The sequence below is a fragment of the Rahnella victoriana genome (assembly GCF_021276285.1).
Lineage (GTDB): Bacteria > Pseudomonadota > Gammaproteobacteria > Enterobacterales > Enterobacteriaceae > Rahnella > Rahnella victoriana.
This window is the reverse complement of the sequence record NZ_CP089919.1, coordinates 4,133,843-4,149,490: the sequence shown is the minus strand read 5'-3', so window position 1 is coordinate 4,149,490 and position 15,648 is coordinate 4,133,843. Positions and strand designations below refer to the sequence as shown.

Genomic DNA, 15,648 nt, shown 5'->3' with positions numbered 1-15,648 from the left:
ACGTTTTTATCTCAACCCACAGTTTAAAGACTCAAGATTCCGGTTCGGTCTTCTTCCCCGCCAGCATGGCCAAAAAGTCATATTTGGCCTGCAATTCTTTCTCCGCTGCGGCATACAACATTTCTGCCACGTCCGGCTGTTGGGCATTCAGCCTTCTGAAGCGTTGCTCATTGTTGAGCGTATCCGTCAGTCCGCTGGATGGCGGTCTGGAATCCAGCGCCAGTGCGGGTTTGCCTTCTTCCGTGCGACGCGGATCGAAGCGATATAGTGGCCAGAAACCGGTGGTAGTCAGCTGTTTCATCTGATCGTGGCTGAGGGCCAGGTCATAGCCGTGCTCCTCGCACGGGCTGTAGGCGATAATCAGCGACGGTCCCGGATAGGCTTCGGCTTCCTGAATGGCTTTGACGGTCTGGTTGAGCTGCGCGCCGAGCGAAATCTGTGCCACATACACATGACCGTACATCATCATGCTGACACCCAGATCTTTGCGCGATTTGCGTTTACCCTGTTCGGCAAATTTGGTCACCGCACCCAGCGGGGTGGCTTTCGACTGCTGCCCGCCGGTGTTGGAATAACACTGGGTATCGAGCACCAGCACGTTGACGTTTTCGGTCAGACTCAGCACGTGATCCAACCCGCCGAAACCGATGTCGTATGCCCAGCCGTCGCCGCCAATCAGCCAGATGGATTTATCCACCAGATAATCGGCATCCGTGGCTAACTGACGGGCATCCGGCGTGTCGATCTCAGCCAGAATTTTACGCAGCGCGGTGACATGTTCGCGTTTCACTTCCGGCGTGGCGCTGTCATCACGCAGACCGCCCAGCACGTCAGCCGGAATATGTTCTTCCAGCGACGCGACCAGACGTAATACCCGGCGGCGATGCTGATCCACTGTCAGGCGGAAGCCCAGCCCGAACTCGGCATTATCTTCAAACAGTGAGTTTGCCCAGGCCGGACCACGGCCATCCGCGTTGGTGGTGTACGGCGTGGAAGGCAGGTTGCCGCCATAAATAGAGGAACAGCCGGTGGCGTTAGCGATCAGCAAACGGTCGCCATACAACTGCGTCAGCAGCTTGATGTAAGGCGTTTCACCGCAACCGGAACAGGCACCGGAGTACTCGAACAACGGCGTGATCAGCTGCGATGTGCGGATATCAATGCGTTCCAGCGTGGTTTTATCGATCTCCGGCAATTTGAGGAAGAAGTCATAATTGGCGCGTTCTTCTTCCAGATGTTCGATACGATCGGCCATGTTGATGGCTTTAATGGAAGGATCCTGACGATCTTTCGCCGGACACACTTCCACGCACAAATTACAGCCGGTGCAGTCTTCCGGCGCGACCTGCAACACGTACTTCTGACCGCGCATGTCGCGGGACTTCACATCCAGCGATTGCAGCGAGGAAGGGGCGTTTTCCATAAATTCCGGCTGAACCACTTTGGCGCGGATCGCCGAGTGCGGACAGGCAGCGACACAGTGGTTGCACTGGGTACACAAATCCGGTTTCCAGATGGGGACTTCTTCGGCAATGTTGCGTTTTTCCCACTGCGTGGTCCCGGTCGGCCAGGTGCCGTCCGGCGGGAAGGCCGAAACCGGCAGCGCGTCGCCAAGACCCGCCAGCATGGTGGCGGTGACGGTTTTGACGAAGTCCGGTGCCGCGTCGGAAACAATCGGCGGGCGTTTACGCGGATTTTCCGGGACAGGTTGCAGCGGTACCGCCACCAGTTCTTCCAGCGTGGCGGCCAGCGCCATCCAGTTGCGGGTGACCAGTTCCTCGCCTTTACTGCTGTAGCTGCGGGCAATCGCGCCCTGTAATTCTGTCAGTGCCTGATCGCCCGGCAGAATCTGTGTCAGATGGAAAAACGCCATCTGCATAACGGTGTTAATGCGTGCACCGAGTTTACATTCGCGGGCAATTTTGGCGGCATTAATGACATAGAAGCGTGCCTCGCGCTGAAGCAGGGTTGCCTGCACTTCCAGCGGCAAACGCTCCCAGACTTCAGCGGCGCTGAACGGCGTATTGAGCAGGAAAATCCCGCCGTGACGCAGGCGTTCGGCCATCTGGTATAAATCGATAAACTGCCACTGGTGACAGGCGACAAAGTGCGCCTGACTCACCAGATACGCAGATTTGATCGGCTTTTCACTGACGCGCAGATGCGACACTGTCAGGCCACCGGCCTTTTTGGAGTCGTAAACGAAATAACCCTGCGCGTACATCGGCGTGCTGTTACCGATGATCTTGATGTTGTTTTTGGTGGCCGACACCGAACCGTCACTGCCCAGCCCGTAAAACAGGGCTTCGAGCGACGCGTGCTGCGGCAATTCTTCTTCCACCACCGGCAATGACAAACCGGTGACGTCGTCATAAATGCCGACAGTAAAGCGCGGACGCGGCTGGCTCAGCGACAGCTCGCGGAACACCGAAAGCACGCAGTCCGGGCCGAATTCTTTCGAGGATAATCCGTAACGGCCACCGGTCACTTTCGGCAGCGTATCGCGTTCGCCACGGCTGTAGGCTTCGGCCAGGGCGGTCATCACGTCGAGATACAACGGTTCGGCCAGCGCGCCCGGCTCTTTGGTGCGATCCATCACCGCGATGCTTTTCACGCTTTGCGGCAGCACCGACAGCAGATGGGCGGCGCTGAACGGCCGGTATAAACGCACTTTCAGCACGCCGACTTTCTCGCCGCGCGCATTCAGGGTGTCGATCACTTCTTCGGCGGTGCCGATGCCGGAACCCATCAGCACAATCACCCGTTCTGCCTGCGGATCGCCGACGTATTCGAACGGCTTATATTCGCGGCCGGTGAGGGCGGCGAAGGCATCCATGGCGTCAATGACGTGCTGGCAGGTGGCGTTGTAATACGGGTTGGTGGCCTCACGCGACTGGAAATAGGTGTCAGGGTTGGCGGACGTGCCACGGATCACCGGATGGTCCGGCGACAGCGCACGGGCGCGGTGCGCGTCAATCTGCGCCTGCGGCAACATCTGCTGGAGCGTGTCATCGCTGAGTGGCGCAATCTTGTTGATTTCGTGCGAGGTACGGAAGCCGTCAAAAAAGTGGATAAACGGCACGCGGCTGTTCAGACTGGCGACCTGAGAGATCAGCGCGAAATCCTGCGCTTCCTGCACGCTGGCGGCAGAGAGCAGGGCGCAACCGGTCTGGCGCACGGCCATCACATCGGAATGATCACCAAAAATCGACAAGGCGTGCGTCGCGACGGTACGCGCCGCCACATGCAACACAAACGGCGTCAGTTCACCGGCCAGTTTATACAGCGTCGGGATCATCAGCAGCAGACCCTGCGACGAGGTAAACGACGTCGATAACGCACCGGTCTGTAGTGCGCCATGGACGGTGGAAATCGCGCCTGCTTCAGACTGCATTTCCATTACCGTCGGGACATCGCCCCACAGATTTTGCTTCCCTTCGCCTGACCAGGCACCGGCAATTTCGGCCATGGTTGAACTGGGGGTGATCGGGTAGATGGCAATCACTTCGTTGGTGCGATAAGCCACGGAAGCGACTGCGTTATTACCGTCAGTGGTGATCATGGAATATCCTTTTGCTTTGCTCACAATGGCGGCCAGCAGGAAAGTGTTTTTGCTGGCAAGAATGATAAAAGCTTAGCAGAGGGCGGATTAATCGATTTATCCTGATTGTGTGCAGGGCTATTTCGCCTGATATTTTAAGCGGTTACTCTGTAAACGATTAGATTGGGATTATTATTAGCCACCGGGGAAATAACGATTTCTGCCGGTGGCTAAACAGCGGATTAGGGAAGGGAAAAACGGGTTAATTAATATCGATTCTTTTTATTCCTTTCACCGACATCAGCGCCTCATACAATTTATCCACGCTCTGTTTCGGCCGCAGGATCACATCCAGAACCAGTTCGCATTTTCTTTCATCTTCTTCATCGCGCTGATTGATTTTGATCTGACCGGGGCGGATACGCATTTTCTGCAAGGCCATCAGCACGCCCGGCACGCTTTCCGGCAGCAGCCGGATTTCTATTAAATGATGATGCCCGACCCAGTGATTACTTATCTGGCGGAACACTTCCAGCACAATTAAGGTCATGAACGCGCCATAAATGCCGATCTGATACAGCCCGCTGCCAATCACCAGACCAATCGCCGCCGTCACCCATAAACCCGCGGCGGTGGTTAATCCTTTCACAATTTGTTTCTGAATAATGATCGTCCCGGCACCGAGGAAACCCATGCCGCTGACCACCTGTGCCGCCACGCGGCTGGGGTCGAAGCTGACGTGAGTTTGCAGCAGAATATCGGCAAAGCCGTATTTCGACACAATCATAAACATGGCGCTGCCGATACCCACCAGAATATGGGTGCGCAATCCGGCTTCTTTGGCGCGTAACTGACGCTCAATGCCGATTAATCCTCCCAGGGCACCGGCGAGGGCAATCCGGAGTAAAAAATCTGTCAGCATGTCTGCTCCTTTATCATTATATTTTCCGGGTCATACAGAGGGTAAAGAGGTTAATAACGGTTAATTTTATTCGTCAAAGAAATAACCGGACGAAATAAAATGTGTCTGAGTGTTTAGATTTGAGATTATTTTAGGAAAAAGTTGATGTTATTTCACCGCAGGACTCGACGCGGGCGAAAAACGTCGGATATGATGGCGATTCGAAAAAAATCCCCGTTATATTCAGGAGCAGGACAGATGATCACTGCGTTTCGCGTGTTACTGGCCGCAGGTGTACTGGTGTTAGCCGCATGCAGCAGCCACGATGAGCCGGCTGAGGTTGTGCAAAAAGGCAACAGCGTCAATGTCGGTCAGCGTGCCGTGAATATGGACAGCCCGGCGTATGCGGCCTGTTCGATGGCGGGCGGGCAATTGCGTCTGGCGCCACAGCTTGATGGCAGCCGCGTCGGCATGTGTTCGATGGCGAACGGACGCCAGTGTTCTGAAGCCGCACTGATGCAGGGCCGCTGCACCGCCGGCTAAACGCCAGAATGATCTCTGGCGTTTTTTGCAGGGTCAGCCCGTGATTACATCCGGTCTTTCTGGCGATAGATCAGCTGATGTTTGCCCTGCGTCAGGGTCAGCTTACGATCCTGCAAGCTGAGCGCCGCGCCGTTGTTCAGTACGTCGCTGATCACGTGATCCCATTTATTCAGATTCTCATCCGGGCACATCATCATGGTGGAGGCCAGACCTTTCACGGTCAGCACATTGTTGTGCAGCTCGCCCTGACCCATGAAGTTATTACACATCTTGCCGGAAACGTGCATGTTGGCGCCGAACTCAATCTCCGGAATGCGCCCCTGTGCGGCTGGCACGGTCTGACCATCCACACTCAGCAATTCGAAGCGGTGATGCTGTAAATCGTTTTGTTTAATGGCGGTATTCTGATTCATGCTGCATGCGCTTAACGTGATAGCGGCGGCCAGAACAAACAGTGACTTCTTCATCTTCTCTCCTGAGAAATATTCCTTCAGCACTCATCCTGTCGATACATTCAACTGACTTATGCAATATTTAGTGGTGCATTATAGCGTGAATGAATTGAAATTTTAAGCCCTTAACGCCCTCCCGCTGCACAGGGCGAGGCGCTTAAAATATCGCTGATCTTTATCCCGTCATCTGCCCATCATAAAAGCGTCATTTTACGCCGTTAGGTTATGCCCATCACAGGTCAGAGAGACATACAGCGGCATGAGCTATCTATCACTGCATCACATCCGCAAATCCTGGGGCAACAAAGTGGCGCTCGACGACATCAGTTTTGATGTGCAGGAAGGCGATTTCATTGCCTTGCTGGGGCCGTCCGGCTGCGGCAAGTCCACGTTGCTGCGCACTATTGCCGGGCTGGAAACGGCCGATCAGGGCACCCTCCGTTTTCAGCACACCGATGTCACGGCGCTGACGCCAGGCGAACGCAAACTGTCGATGGTATTTCAGTCCTACGCGTTATTCCCGCACATGAATGTCCGTGAAAACCTGCTTTTCGGGTTGCGGGCGCGGGGCGAAGACAAACGGCTGTTTGCCTCGCGACTGGCGGACGTCAGCAGGCTGATGGAACTGGAACCGCTGCTCGACCGCCAGCCGTCGCAGCTTTCCGGCGGGCAGCAACAGCGCGTGGCGCTGGGCCGTGCGGTGATCGCCAATAATAAACTGTGCCTGATGGACGAACCGCTTTCCAATCTGGACGCCAAGCTGCGCCAGAGCATGCGCCGCGAAATTCGTGCGATTCAGAAAAAGCTCGGTCTGACCCTGCTGTATGTCACCCATGATCAAACCGAAGCGATGAGCATGGCGGACAAAATTATTCTGCTTAACGATGGCCGCATCGAACAGCACGACACGCCGGACAACCTTTATAACAACCCGACCAGCATTTTCGCCGCGCAATTCATTGGCGCGCCGCCGATGAATATTCTGCCGCTGGCGCAACAGGGCCAACATCACTTTCTGGCCGGCATGCCGCTGCCGGTGGTGGAAAATGTCCACGGCAACGCCCTCAGCCTCGGCCTGCGCGCGGAAGACATTCAGCTGACGGCTGCCGCACACGCCAGCCTGACCGCGCAGGTGCTGAGCCACGAATACATGGGGGCCGATACGCTGCTGGCCTGTGTGTTACCGGGATATGAGGAACCGCTGACGGTAAAAGTGGCGGGGATGCAGCGTTTTGCCGAAGGCCAGACGGTCGGGCTGCAATGGAGCACGGGCGCGCAATATTTTTTCAACACAGCGGACGGAAAACGCTGTTATCAGGCTGAGCAAACTTGTTTGCCATCAGAGCAACGGGTTGCCGTGTAGTTTTTTGCTGTTTTGCACTTTTACTGACTCATACCACCTCCATTGCCGAAGGGAAAACCATGTCACGTATTCACCGTTTTTCACGTCTTGCCTGCGCTGTTCTGCTGCTTACCGGTACTTCCGCTTTTGCCGCGGATCCGGTGAAATTACAAATGTATTACCCGATTGCCGTCGGCGGAAAAATCAGCCACACGGTGGATACGCTGGTGGAAGATTTTCAGAAAACGCATCCGGATATCCGTATTCAGCCGGTCTACACCGGGGATTACGCCACGACGGTGACCAAGGCGCTGACGGCATTTCGTGGCGGTAACGCCCCGCAAATCGCGGTGATCGGCGATATCGAGGCTTATTCCCTGATCGACGCGGGCGCTATTCTGCCGGTCAGCGATCTGGCGAACGACGCAGACGGTAAGCAGTGGATCGACGGCTTCTATCCGGCGTTTATCCGTCACATTCAGGACAAAGTGTGGGGCATCCCGTTCCAGCGTTCGACCGTGGTGTTGTACTGGAACAAACAGGCGTTTGAAAAGGCCGGGCTGAACGGCGACACGCCGCCCGCCAGCTGGCAGCAGGTGGTGGATTTTGGCAAAAAGTTAGTGGTGCGTGAAGGATCCGAAGTGAAGCAGTGGGGCATTGAAATTCCGTCCACGCCGAACGGTTACTGGAATTTCCAGGGGATTGCGGCCACCAACGGCAGTCATCTGGATAACGGAAAAGGGACGGCGGTGACCTTTGACACGCCTGCCAACGTGGAAGCTTTGCAATGGCTGACGGATCTGGCGCAAAAAGAGGCGGTATCACCGAAAGGCACCATTGCCTGGGGCACCACGCCGCAGGACTTTATCGACGGCAAAACCGCCATGATGGTCACCACTACCGGTAACCTGACGACGGTGCGTGACAACGCCAAATTCCCGTTTGGCGTGGCGATGCTGCCGGAGAAAACGCAGCGCGGCAGTCCGACCGGCGGCGGCAATTTATACGTGTTTAAAAACACCACCCCGGCGCAACAGAAAGCGGCGCTGGAGTTTATCCGCTGGGTATCCGCACCTGAACAGGCGGCGCGCTGGAGCATTGCCACCGGTTATGTCGCGACATCGCCTGCCGCGTGGGAAACCCCGGTGATGCAGGAATATGTGAAGCAGGTTCCGCAGGCGCTGGTCGCCCGCGAACAGCTGAAATATTCTCAGCCGGAACTTTCGACCTACAACAGCGTGCAGATCCAGGAACTGATGAACCACGCGATTGAAGCGGCCGTCACGCAGGTGAAAACGCCTGCCGAGGCGCTGAGTTCGGCGCAGAAACAGGCAGACCGCCTGCTGAAACCCTATCAGTAAGGAAGGGCATGAGCACACTTCACGCAGTCCTTCCGGCCACCCGCACACGCGGGTTGTCTTTACAGCTTTACGGCTATCTGTTGCTGCTGCCTGCGCTGAGTTTTCTGCTGCTGTTTACCCACTATCCGGCGCTGGCCACGGTGTGGGAAAGCCTGTTCAGCGCCGCCCGCAGCGGCCATGCGGCTCAGTTTGTCGGGCTGGATAATTACCGGGCGCTGCTGGATGACGACGTGTTTATGTTGTCGTTACGCAACAATCTGCTGTACGCCCTGATCACCATTCCGCTGTCGGTGGCTCTGGCTTTACTGATGGCGCTGGCAGTGAACCGCCGTCTGCGCGGCAACGCACTGACCCGCGCGGCGTTCTTTATCCCTTCACTGCTGCCGATGGTGGCGATTGCCAATCTGTGGTTGTTTTTCTATACCCCGCAGTTGGGTTTGCTTAATAAAATGCTGGCGCTGTTTTCGCTGCCAGCCGTCAACTGGCTCGGCGAACCGGGTACGGCGCTTTACAGCCTGATGGCGGTATCGGTGTGGCGCGAAGCCGGATTCTTCATGATTTTCTATCTTGCCGCATTGCAGCAAATTGATCCGCGACTGGCCGAAGCGGCAGACATCGAAGGGGCGTCGCGCCGCTATTTCTTCCGGCGCGTGCAGTGGCCGTTACTGATGCCGACGACCTTGTTCGTGCTGATTAATGCCTCGATGAACGCCTTCAGGATTGTCGATCAGGTGATTGCCATGACCAACGGCGGCCCGAACAACAGCACCAGCTTGCTGCTGTTTTACATCTACCGCACGGCATTCAGTTACTGGGATTTACCGGCGGCGTCGGCGATGACCGTGGTGCTGCTGGTGATCCTCGCGGCCATCGCGCTGATCAAATTCAACCTGCTGGACAAAAGGACGCACTATCAGTGAAACCCTTTTCTTACCGCCGTCTGTTCCTGGATCTCGCCATCTGGCTGGCGGCGGTGCTGTGGTTGTTACCGGTGCTGGTGGCGGTCTGGATCGCTATCCACCCGGCGTCGGCGCAGGGCAGTTTTTCGCTGTTTGCACCGCTGACCGTGCAGAACTTTATCAATGCCTGGCAGGCGGCACCCTTTGCCCGCTATTTCCTCAACACGACCCTGTTGGTGCTGATGATTGTGGTCTGCCAGCTGATCCTGGCGACGCTGGCCGCTTATGCGCTGGTGCGGTTCAAACTGAAAGGCGCAGGATTGATCTTCGCGCTGATCCTGCTGCAACTGATGATCAGCCCCGATGTGCTGATCCTGAATAATTACAAAACCATCGGCGCGCTGGGATTACGCGACACGCTGACCGGCATCGCGCTGCCGTATTTCGCCTCAGCGTTTGCCATTTTTCTGCTGCGTCAGACCTTCAAAAGTATTCCGCTGGTGCTGGAGGAAGCCGCCATTGTGGAAGGTGCCAGCCGCCTGTATATCCTGCGCAAAATTTATATTCCGCTGGCGAAACCGGTGTATGTCGCGTTCGCACTGGTGTCCGTCAGCTTCCACTGGAACGATTTTCTCTGGCCGCTGGTGATCACCGATTCGGTGACCGTGCGGCCGGTCACCGTCGGGCTGCAACTGTTTTCCGCGCCGGAGCAGGGCGTGCAGTGGGCGCTGATCAGCGCGGCGACCCTGATGACGGTGATGCCGTTGCTGGTGCTGTTCCTGATCTTTCAGCGCCAGTTTGTCCAGTCCTTTATGCGGGCAGGTATCCGATAAAATCCTGACAGGAGAACGTTATGACCGTGATCTCGCCATCCCTCTTATTGTCTGACGAACAGGCACAGGCGCTCGGCAATGTGAGCGCGTTATATCAGCCACCGGAAATGCATGATGCGCTGGTGAACGGTGCGCGTTTACGCTTCGGACTGATTGCCGATCCGCAATACGCCGATGCGGACAGCCAGAAAGAGCGCCATTACCGCAACAGCCTGAATAAACTGGCGACGGCCATTACTGAGCTGAATGATTCAAAGCTGGATTTTGTGGTTACGCTGGGCGATCTGGTCGATCGCGACTGGGGCAGTTTTGATCCGGTGTTATCGCGCTACGCGGCCTTGCGTCATCCGCACGCGGCAGTGATCGGCAATCACGATGCGGAGGTGATTACCCGGCATCTGGCGTCACAGACACCGGCGCTGGGTTTACCGAAAAGTTATTACGCATTCAGCCTGCCGGGCTACCGTTTTCTGGTGATCGACGGCAACGACATCAGCCTGTATTGCAATCATGCCAATGGGGATGACCGGCAGATGGCAGAATATATGCTGGATGAACTGAACGAATGCCAGCAACCGCAGGCGCAGCCGTGGAACGGCGCGGTCGGGCCGGTGCAGCTGAAATGGCTGGAGAAACAGCTGCGGGAAGCCCGTGCGCAGCGCGAGATCGTGCTGGTGTTCGGCCATTACCCGCTGACGCCGGTCAACAGCCATAATCTGTGGAATTGTGAAACGCTGGTGGAGTTGTTGTGCCGCTATCGCGTGCGGGCTTATTTTGCCGGTCACGATCACCGTGGCGGTTACGACCGTGTCGGGGATACCGATTTCATTACCCTGAAAGGCATGGTGGACGGCGAAAGCAGCCTGCCGTTTTCCTCCGTCACGCTGGCCGATGATGTGCTGACCCTCACCGGCTATGGCACGGAAATCAGCCGGGTGCTGAGCCGCTGATCGGTTGCAGAACGTAAAAAGGCTCACCGGAGTGAGCCTTGAAAGCCTGTGCGGATCAGCAGGTCAGAGCATATTCGGGCAGGCGACGCCTTTCGCCAGCTGATCAATATTCATCAGCGTGGTTTCTGAAATGCTGGTCAGCGCATCACTGGTCAGGAACGCCTGATGGCCGGTGAACAGCACGTTGTGGCAGGATGACAGGCGGCGGAATACGTCATCCAGGATCACTTCGTTAGAGTTGTCCTCAAAGAATAAATCGCGTTCGTTCTCATAAACATCCATACCCAGCGCACCGATTTTTTGCTTTTTCAGCGCATCAATCGCGGCGGTGGCATCCAGCAGGGCGCCACGGCTGGTATTCACAATCATCACGCCGTCTTTCATTTTGGAAAACGCTTCGGCGTTGAGCAGATGGTGGTTTTCCGGCGTCAGCGGGCAGTGCAAAGAAATCACGTCGGACTCTGCATACAGCGTATCCAGATCGACATATTCGGCACCGAGTTCCAGCGCCAGCGGGCTTGGATACGGATCAAACGCCAGAATACGCATACCGAAACCTTTCAGGATACGCATGGCCGCCACGCCGATTTTACCGGTACCGATAATGCCTGCGGTGCGCTGATACATATTAAAACCGATCAGACCTTCCAGTGAGAAGTTAGCTTCACGGGTGCGTTGATAAGCGCGATGAATGTGACGGTTAAGACACATCATCATGCCCACGGCATGTTCCGCCACGGCTTCCGGCGAATACGCCGGTACGCGCACCACGGAAATTCCCAGCTCTTTTGCAGCGTCCAGATCGACGTTGTTAAAGCCCGCACAGCGCAGCGCCAGCGTTTTAATGCCGAGTGAGGCCAGTTCCTGCAACACTTCACGGCCACCATCGTCATTGACGAAAAGGCAGACAGCATCTGCTCCCACCGCCGTTTTCGCCGTCTGCGGGCTCAGCAGAAAATCGAAAAATTCCAGTTCATAGCCATAATGCTCGTTGACCAGTTCCAGATATTTCCGGTCGTAATTTTTAGTACTGTAGACAGCCACTTTCATGGTGTTTCTCCGCAGTGAGTTTGAATCTCTGGCGAAACGGCTTCCGCCTGTTTTATAAGGATTAAACAGTTTCAGAAACAATTCGCAATATGCACACAAACTAGCAGAGCGCAGGAAGCCAGACAATTTTTCCTGTGCTATTTGGGCGGGTGGCTCTGGCAATCCCGTCATCAGTTGTTACGCTAATTATGATATCTTGCGGGCGGTTAGACACTTTGGTGAAGCATAAGACAAGGCACGTCATGAGGAACGGACTGAAGAAAAGCGCGCAGATACTCCTGAGTATAGTGGTGATTATAGCGCTGCTGTTGTGGGTGTTATGGAAAACCGTGCCGCGCTGGTTACCGCCGGTCGCCAGCCACTGGTTGCCTGCCGGTACGCAACTGGTGCTGACCGGGTCGCCACACTGGTCGCACGGTGTGTTGCAACTGCCGGGTGTGCGCTATCTGGCGGGTGACTGCACCCTCGCCACGGCGCGCAATGCCCGCCTCAGCAAGGTTTCCGGGCAATGGTCGCTGAAACTCGATGCCCTGAATGTCGATACCGCCTGTCTGGCTCAGTTGCCGAAAAGTGACAGCCAGTCCACGCTTTCCCTCGCGGATATTCAGCACAGGCTGCCTGCCGGTGCGGTCAGTATCGATCATCTTTCCGTCACGCCGTGGCAGCGTTACGCCGGTAAACTGGTGATCAGTAATGCCGGCGGTCAGCAGCATCTTTCCCTCAACGGTGAATCCCTGACACTCGACGCGGTGCTCGACAGCAACCGTCTGCTGGCGATTCATTCGTTCAGCCTGACGCCACCGGGCAGCACACAGCCGGTGACCCTGAGCGGCAAACTGTTGTTGCCCGCGACGCTCGATATGCTGCCGGAATCCGGTGAACTGCACGCGGAAATACAAACCGCTCAGGTGCCGCAACCTCTGGACATCACGCTCAGCTGGCAGGCGACGGAAGGCGTGATAACCCTGACGGAGAAGGGCAGCGAACAGCCGCTTGCCACGCTGCCATGGAAACTCAACAACAACGAATTACAGATTAGCCAGGGTCAGTGGCGCTGGCCTTATGCCACACAGCCGCTGGCCGGTGGCATCAACCTGACGCTCAGCGACTGGTCGCCTGCGTTTGATCAGACCAGCATCACGGCGCGGCTGAACGTGCTGACGCAGGGGCATAACGGCAAGGCCAATGTGGTGCTGACGCTGGGGCCGGGGCGTATCGGCCTGCTCGACAGCGATTTAGGTTTCCGTCTGACCGGACAGGCCAATTTACAGGCCACTTCCCTGAGTGCGTCACTGCCGGGGCAACTGAGCGGTTCGGTGCTCAATCCGACCCTTTCACTGCGCAGCGGATCGCTGTTGCGGGCGTGGGGCAAACCGACACCTGAACTGACCATCACGGATGCGCGCTGGCCGCTGGCGGGTGTCAGGGTCTCGGCAGAAGGTGTCAGCGGGCCGTTGCAGGCGATCCTCAAAGCCCGTCACCGTTTCTGGGGCGCGTTTGACCTGCATCTGAGCGGTAAATCGCTGGCCTTCTGGCCGGACGTCGGGCTGTGGAATTTCAATTACTGGGGCAACGGCCATCTGCCGCCGCTGAACGGTCGCTGGGACATGTCCGGTAAAGGCCAGTGGCACGATAATCTCATCACCCTTAATTCGCTCTCGACCGGATTCGACCGGCTACATTACGGGCTGGTGGATGTTGATGCGCCACGCCTGACGCTGGAACATCCGCTGGCGTGGTTGCGTCCGCCTGCGTCGCGCTTCAAAAAGCAGTACCCGGAACAGCCGACCGAATTTAAGGGCGACATCCGGCTGGTGGCGAAAAAAATCGCTCTCGCCAACGGCGGTTATCTGCCGCCCGCCACCCTGGCCTTACAACTGAAGGGCATCAGTCCCGACAGTTTCAATATGCGCGGTATGCTCGATGCCAAACCGATTGGCCCGATCCGGCTCAATGGCCGCTGGGACGGCGAACGTCTGCGCGGTGAAGGCTGGTGGCCGAAACAACAACTCACCGCATTCCAGACGCTGCTGACGCCGGATCTGAACATCAAATTACGTGAAGGATCCTTCTACGCGCAGTCGGCATTTTCGGCGGCACGCGAACAGGGCTTCGTGGCCGGTGGTCACTGGGTGGTGAAAAACGGCGGTTTCTGGATGAAAGACGGCGATCTGAGAGGGCTGGATTTCAGTCTGCCGTATCGTTTGCAGGATCAGGTCTGGCAGCTCGGGGTGAAAAAACCGGTCACACTGCGCATTGGTGAAGTGAACAATCTGGTCAAAATGCAGAACGTGACGGCGGATTTACAGGGGCATTATCCGTGGAGCGAGAAGACACCGCTGACGCTGAGTAATCTGGGCGTGGATATGTTGCGCGGGCACCTGAGCCTTTCCGCGCTGCGGATGCCGCAGCACGACGCGGCGGTGCTGAAGTTCGACAAGATCAACCTCAGCGAACTCTTCACGGCGCTGAAACCGAAACAACTGGCGATGTCCGGCGTCGTCTACGGCGAACTGCCGCTGTACGTGGAAAACCCGCAATGGATCATCCATAACGGCTGGATCAAAAATGACGGCGGCCTGACGCTGCGTCTGGATCCGCAATTTGCGGATGCCATGGCCAGCGGCAATTTTGCCAACAACATGGTGATTGGCCTGCTGCGTTATCTGGAAATCAGCCGTTCGGATGCACTGGTGAGCCTGGATAATCTCGGTGTGCTGACCATGAATGCCAAAGTGGACGGTGTGAACTACACCGACACCACGCATGGCGGCGACAAAGTAAAACGTGAAATCGCCCTCAATTATTCCCATGAGGAAAATATCTACCAGCTGTGGCGAAGCTTGCGCTTTGGCGACAATCTTCAGGAATGGCTGCAACAGCAGATGTCTTTGCCTGCTGATGCGCTGTCAAAAACCCCCGCGACATCCGGGCAGAAAAAGGATCCAACAGTGAGGAAGGAACAATGAAACTGCGACTTGCCGGCCCGTGCGTGGCGCTTGGTGTGATGATGCTCAGTGGCTGCGTGCCGCGTATCGAACTGGCCGCGCCGAAAGAGCCGATCACCATCAATATGAACGTGAAAATTGAGCACGAGATCCATATCAAAGTGGATAAAGACGTGGAAAATCTGCTGAAAAATCAGAGCGATTTATTCTAGGAGCGCGTATGTCCGGGATGTTTTTCAACACTATCAGCATAAAAAGAATCAGCCTGATGCTGCTGGCCGGTGGTGTGCTGTTTTGCAGTCAGGCTTTCGCGTTAACGCTTAATGAAGCCAAGCAGCAAGGGCGCGTGGGCGAAACCTTGTCCGGCTATCTGGCACCGCTGAAACAAGACGCCGACAGTGTCGCGCTGGCGACAAAAATTAACGAAGGGCGCAAACAGCAATACGAACAGGTGGCGCGGGACAATAACGTCAGCACCGACGATGTGGCAAAACTCGCCGGACAAAAGCTGGTCGCCAGAGCCGGGAAGGGCGAATACGTCCGCGGCATTAATGGTAAGTGGTTGCAGAAGTAAAAGGTTCCCCTCATTGTAAAGACGGAATTATTGATTCCGTCTTTACAATGATAAATGCCATTCTCAATGAAATAATCTTTTTCGGCTTTTTATTTCCTGAACTCAATAAATCAAATAAATAAGGCGAAGGAATATAGAGACGTCGCTGGTAATTATTTGCATTGCCCATCATTACTTCTCCTGTTATAAAAACCTGTTGTGATTTTTTAATTTATTCATGTGGTGAATAAATATCTCGACAGTCATCCATTTTA

General features: G+C 55.9%; 13 protein-coding genes. 9 read left to right on the top strand and 4 right to left on the bottom strand.

Features of this window, described 5'->3' with window-relative positions; genetic code table 11:
• Positions 1–31: 31 nt before the first annotated feature.
• On the bottom strand, positions 32–3,562 hold the full coding sequence (nifJ, locus tag J9880_RS19075; protein ID WP_232769777.1) for a pyruvate:ferredoxin (flavodoxin) oxidoreductase: 3,531 nt from the start codon (positions 3,560–3,562) through the stop codon (positions 32–34).
• A 241-nt stretch (positions 3,563–3,803) separates the two neighbouring features.
• Complete coding sequence (locus tag J9880_RS19070) at positions 3,804–4,463, bottom strand: MgtC/SapB family protein (protein WP_095921908.1); 660 nt, start codon at positions 4,461–4,463, stop codon at positions 3,804–3,806.
• 237 nt (positions 4,464–4,700) lie between these two features.
• On the opposite strand from J9880_RS19070, the gene J9880_RS19065 reads away from it, so the two are divergent.
• Positions 4,701–4,985: a putative hemolysin gene (locus J9880_RS19065; RefSeq protein ID WP_095921909.1), complete on the top strand. Its 285-nt coding sequence runs from the start codon at positions 4,701–4,703 to the stop codon at positions 4,983–4,985.
• 44 nt (positions 4,986–5,029) lie between these two features.
• Here J9880_RS19065 and hslJ read toward each other — a convergent pair whose 3' ends face one another.
• Positions 5,030–5,452, bottom strand: a complete 423-nt coding sequence (gene hslJ / locus J9880_RS19060; RefSeq protein ID WP_095921910.1) for a heat shock protein HslJ — start codon at positions 5,450–5,452, stop codon at positions 5,030–5,032.
• 244 nt (positions 5,453–5,696) lie between these two features.
• On the opposite strand from hslJ, the gene J9880_RS19055 reads away from it, so the two are divergent.
• The 5 genes from J9880_RS19055 to J9880_RS19035 are packed head-to-tail and all read left to right on the top strand — an operon-like array spanning position 5,697 to position 10,822.
• A complete protein-coding gene (locus J9880_RS19055; protein ID WP_195817057.1) occupies positions 5,697–6,800 on the top strand; it encodes an ABC transporter ATP-binding protein in 1,104 nt (367 codons plus the stop codon).
• Positions 6,801–6,859: 59 nt separating this feature from the next.
• A complete protein-coding gene (locus tag J9880_RS19050; protein ID WP_232769776.1) occupies positions 6,860–8,140 on the top strand; it encodes an ABC transporter substrate-binding protein in 1,281 nt (426 codons plus the stop codon).
• An 8-nt stretch (positions 8,141–8,148) separates the two neighbouring features.
• Complete coding sequence (locus J9880_RS19045) at positions 8,149–9,060, top strand: carbohydrate ABC transporter permease (RefSeq protein WP_095921913.1); 912 nt, start codon at positions 8,149–8,151, stop codon at positions 9,058–9,060.
• Positions 9,057–9,872, top strand: a complete 816-nt coding sequence (locus J9880_RS19040) for a carbohydrate ABC transporter permease (RefSeq protein ID WP_232769775.1) — start codon at positions 9,057–9,059, stop codon at positions 9,870–9,872. The genes J9880_RS19045 and J9880_RS19040 overlap by 4 nt, the downstream gene beginning before the upstream one ends.
• Before the next feature lie 20 nt (positions 9,873–9,892).
• The gene (locus J9880_RS19035; RefSeq protein WP_095921915.1) at positions 9,893–10,822 is read left to right on the top strand and encodes a metallophosphoesterase; all 930 of its coding nucleotides are present in this window, start codon (positions 9,893–9,895) and stop codon (positions 10,820–10,822) included.
• A gap of 63 nt (positions 10,823–10,885) precedes the next feature.
• Here J9880_RS19035 and J9880_RS19030 read toward each other — a convergent pair whose 3' ends face one another.
• Positions 10,886–11,872, bottom strand: coding sequence for a 2-hydroxyacid dehydrogenase (locus J9880_RS19030; RefSeq protein WP_232769774.1), 987 nt, complete (start codon positions 11,870–11,872; stop codon positions 10,886–10,888).
• Positions 11,873–12,114: 242 nt separating this feature from the next.
• Here J9880_RS19030 and J9880_RS19025 point away from each other — a divergent pair, with 242 nt between their 5' ends.
• Genes J9880_RS19025 through J9880_RS19015 form a run of 3 tightly spaced genes read left to right on the top strand, consistent with a single transcriptional unit; the run spans position 12,115 to position 15,394 of the window.
• Positions 12,115–14,841, top strand: coding sequence for a YdbH family protein (locus tag J9880_RS19025; RefSeq protein ID WP_232769773.1), 2,727 nt, complete (start codon positions 12,115–12,117; stop codon positions 14,839–14,841).
• Positions 14,838–15,032 (top strand): YnbE family lipoprotein, encoded by a 195-nt coding sequence (locus tag J9880_RS19020; RefSeq protein WP_095921918.1) that lies wholly within the window; start codon positions 14,838–14,840, stop codon positions 15,030–15,032. Before J9880_RS19025 ends, J9880_RS19020 begins: the two co-directional genes overlap by 4 nt.
• A gap of 8 nt (positions 15,033–15,040) precedes the next feature.
• Positions 15,041–15,394 (top strand): YdbL family protein, encoded by a 354-nt coding sequence (locus tag J9880_RS19015; protein WP_195817061.1) that lies wholly within the window; start codon positions 15,041–15,043, stop codon positions 15,392–15,394.
• The last annotated feature ends 254 nt before the right edge of the window (positions 15,395–15,648 follow it).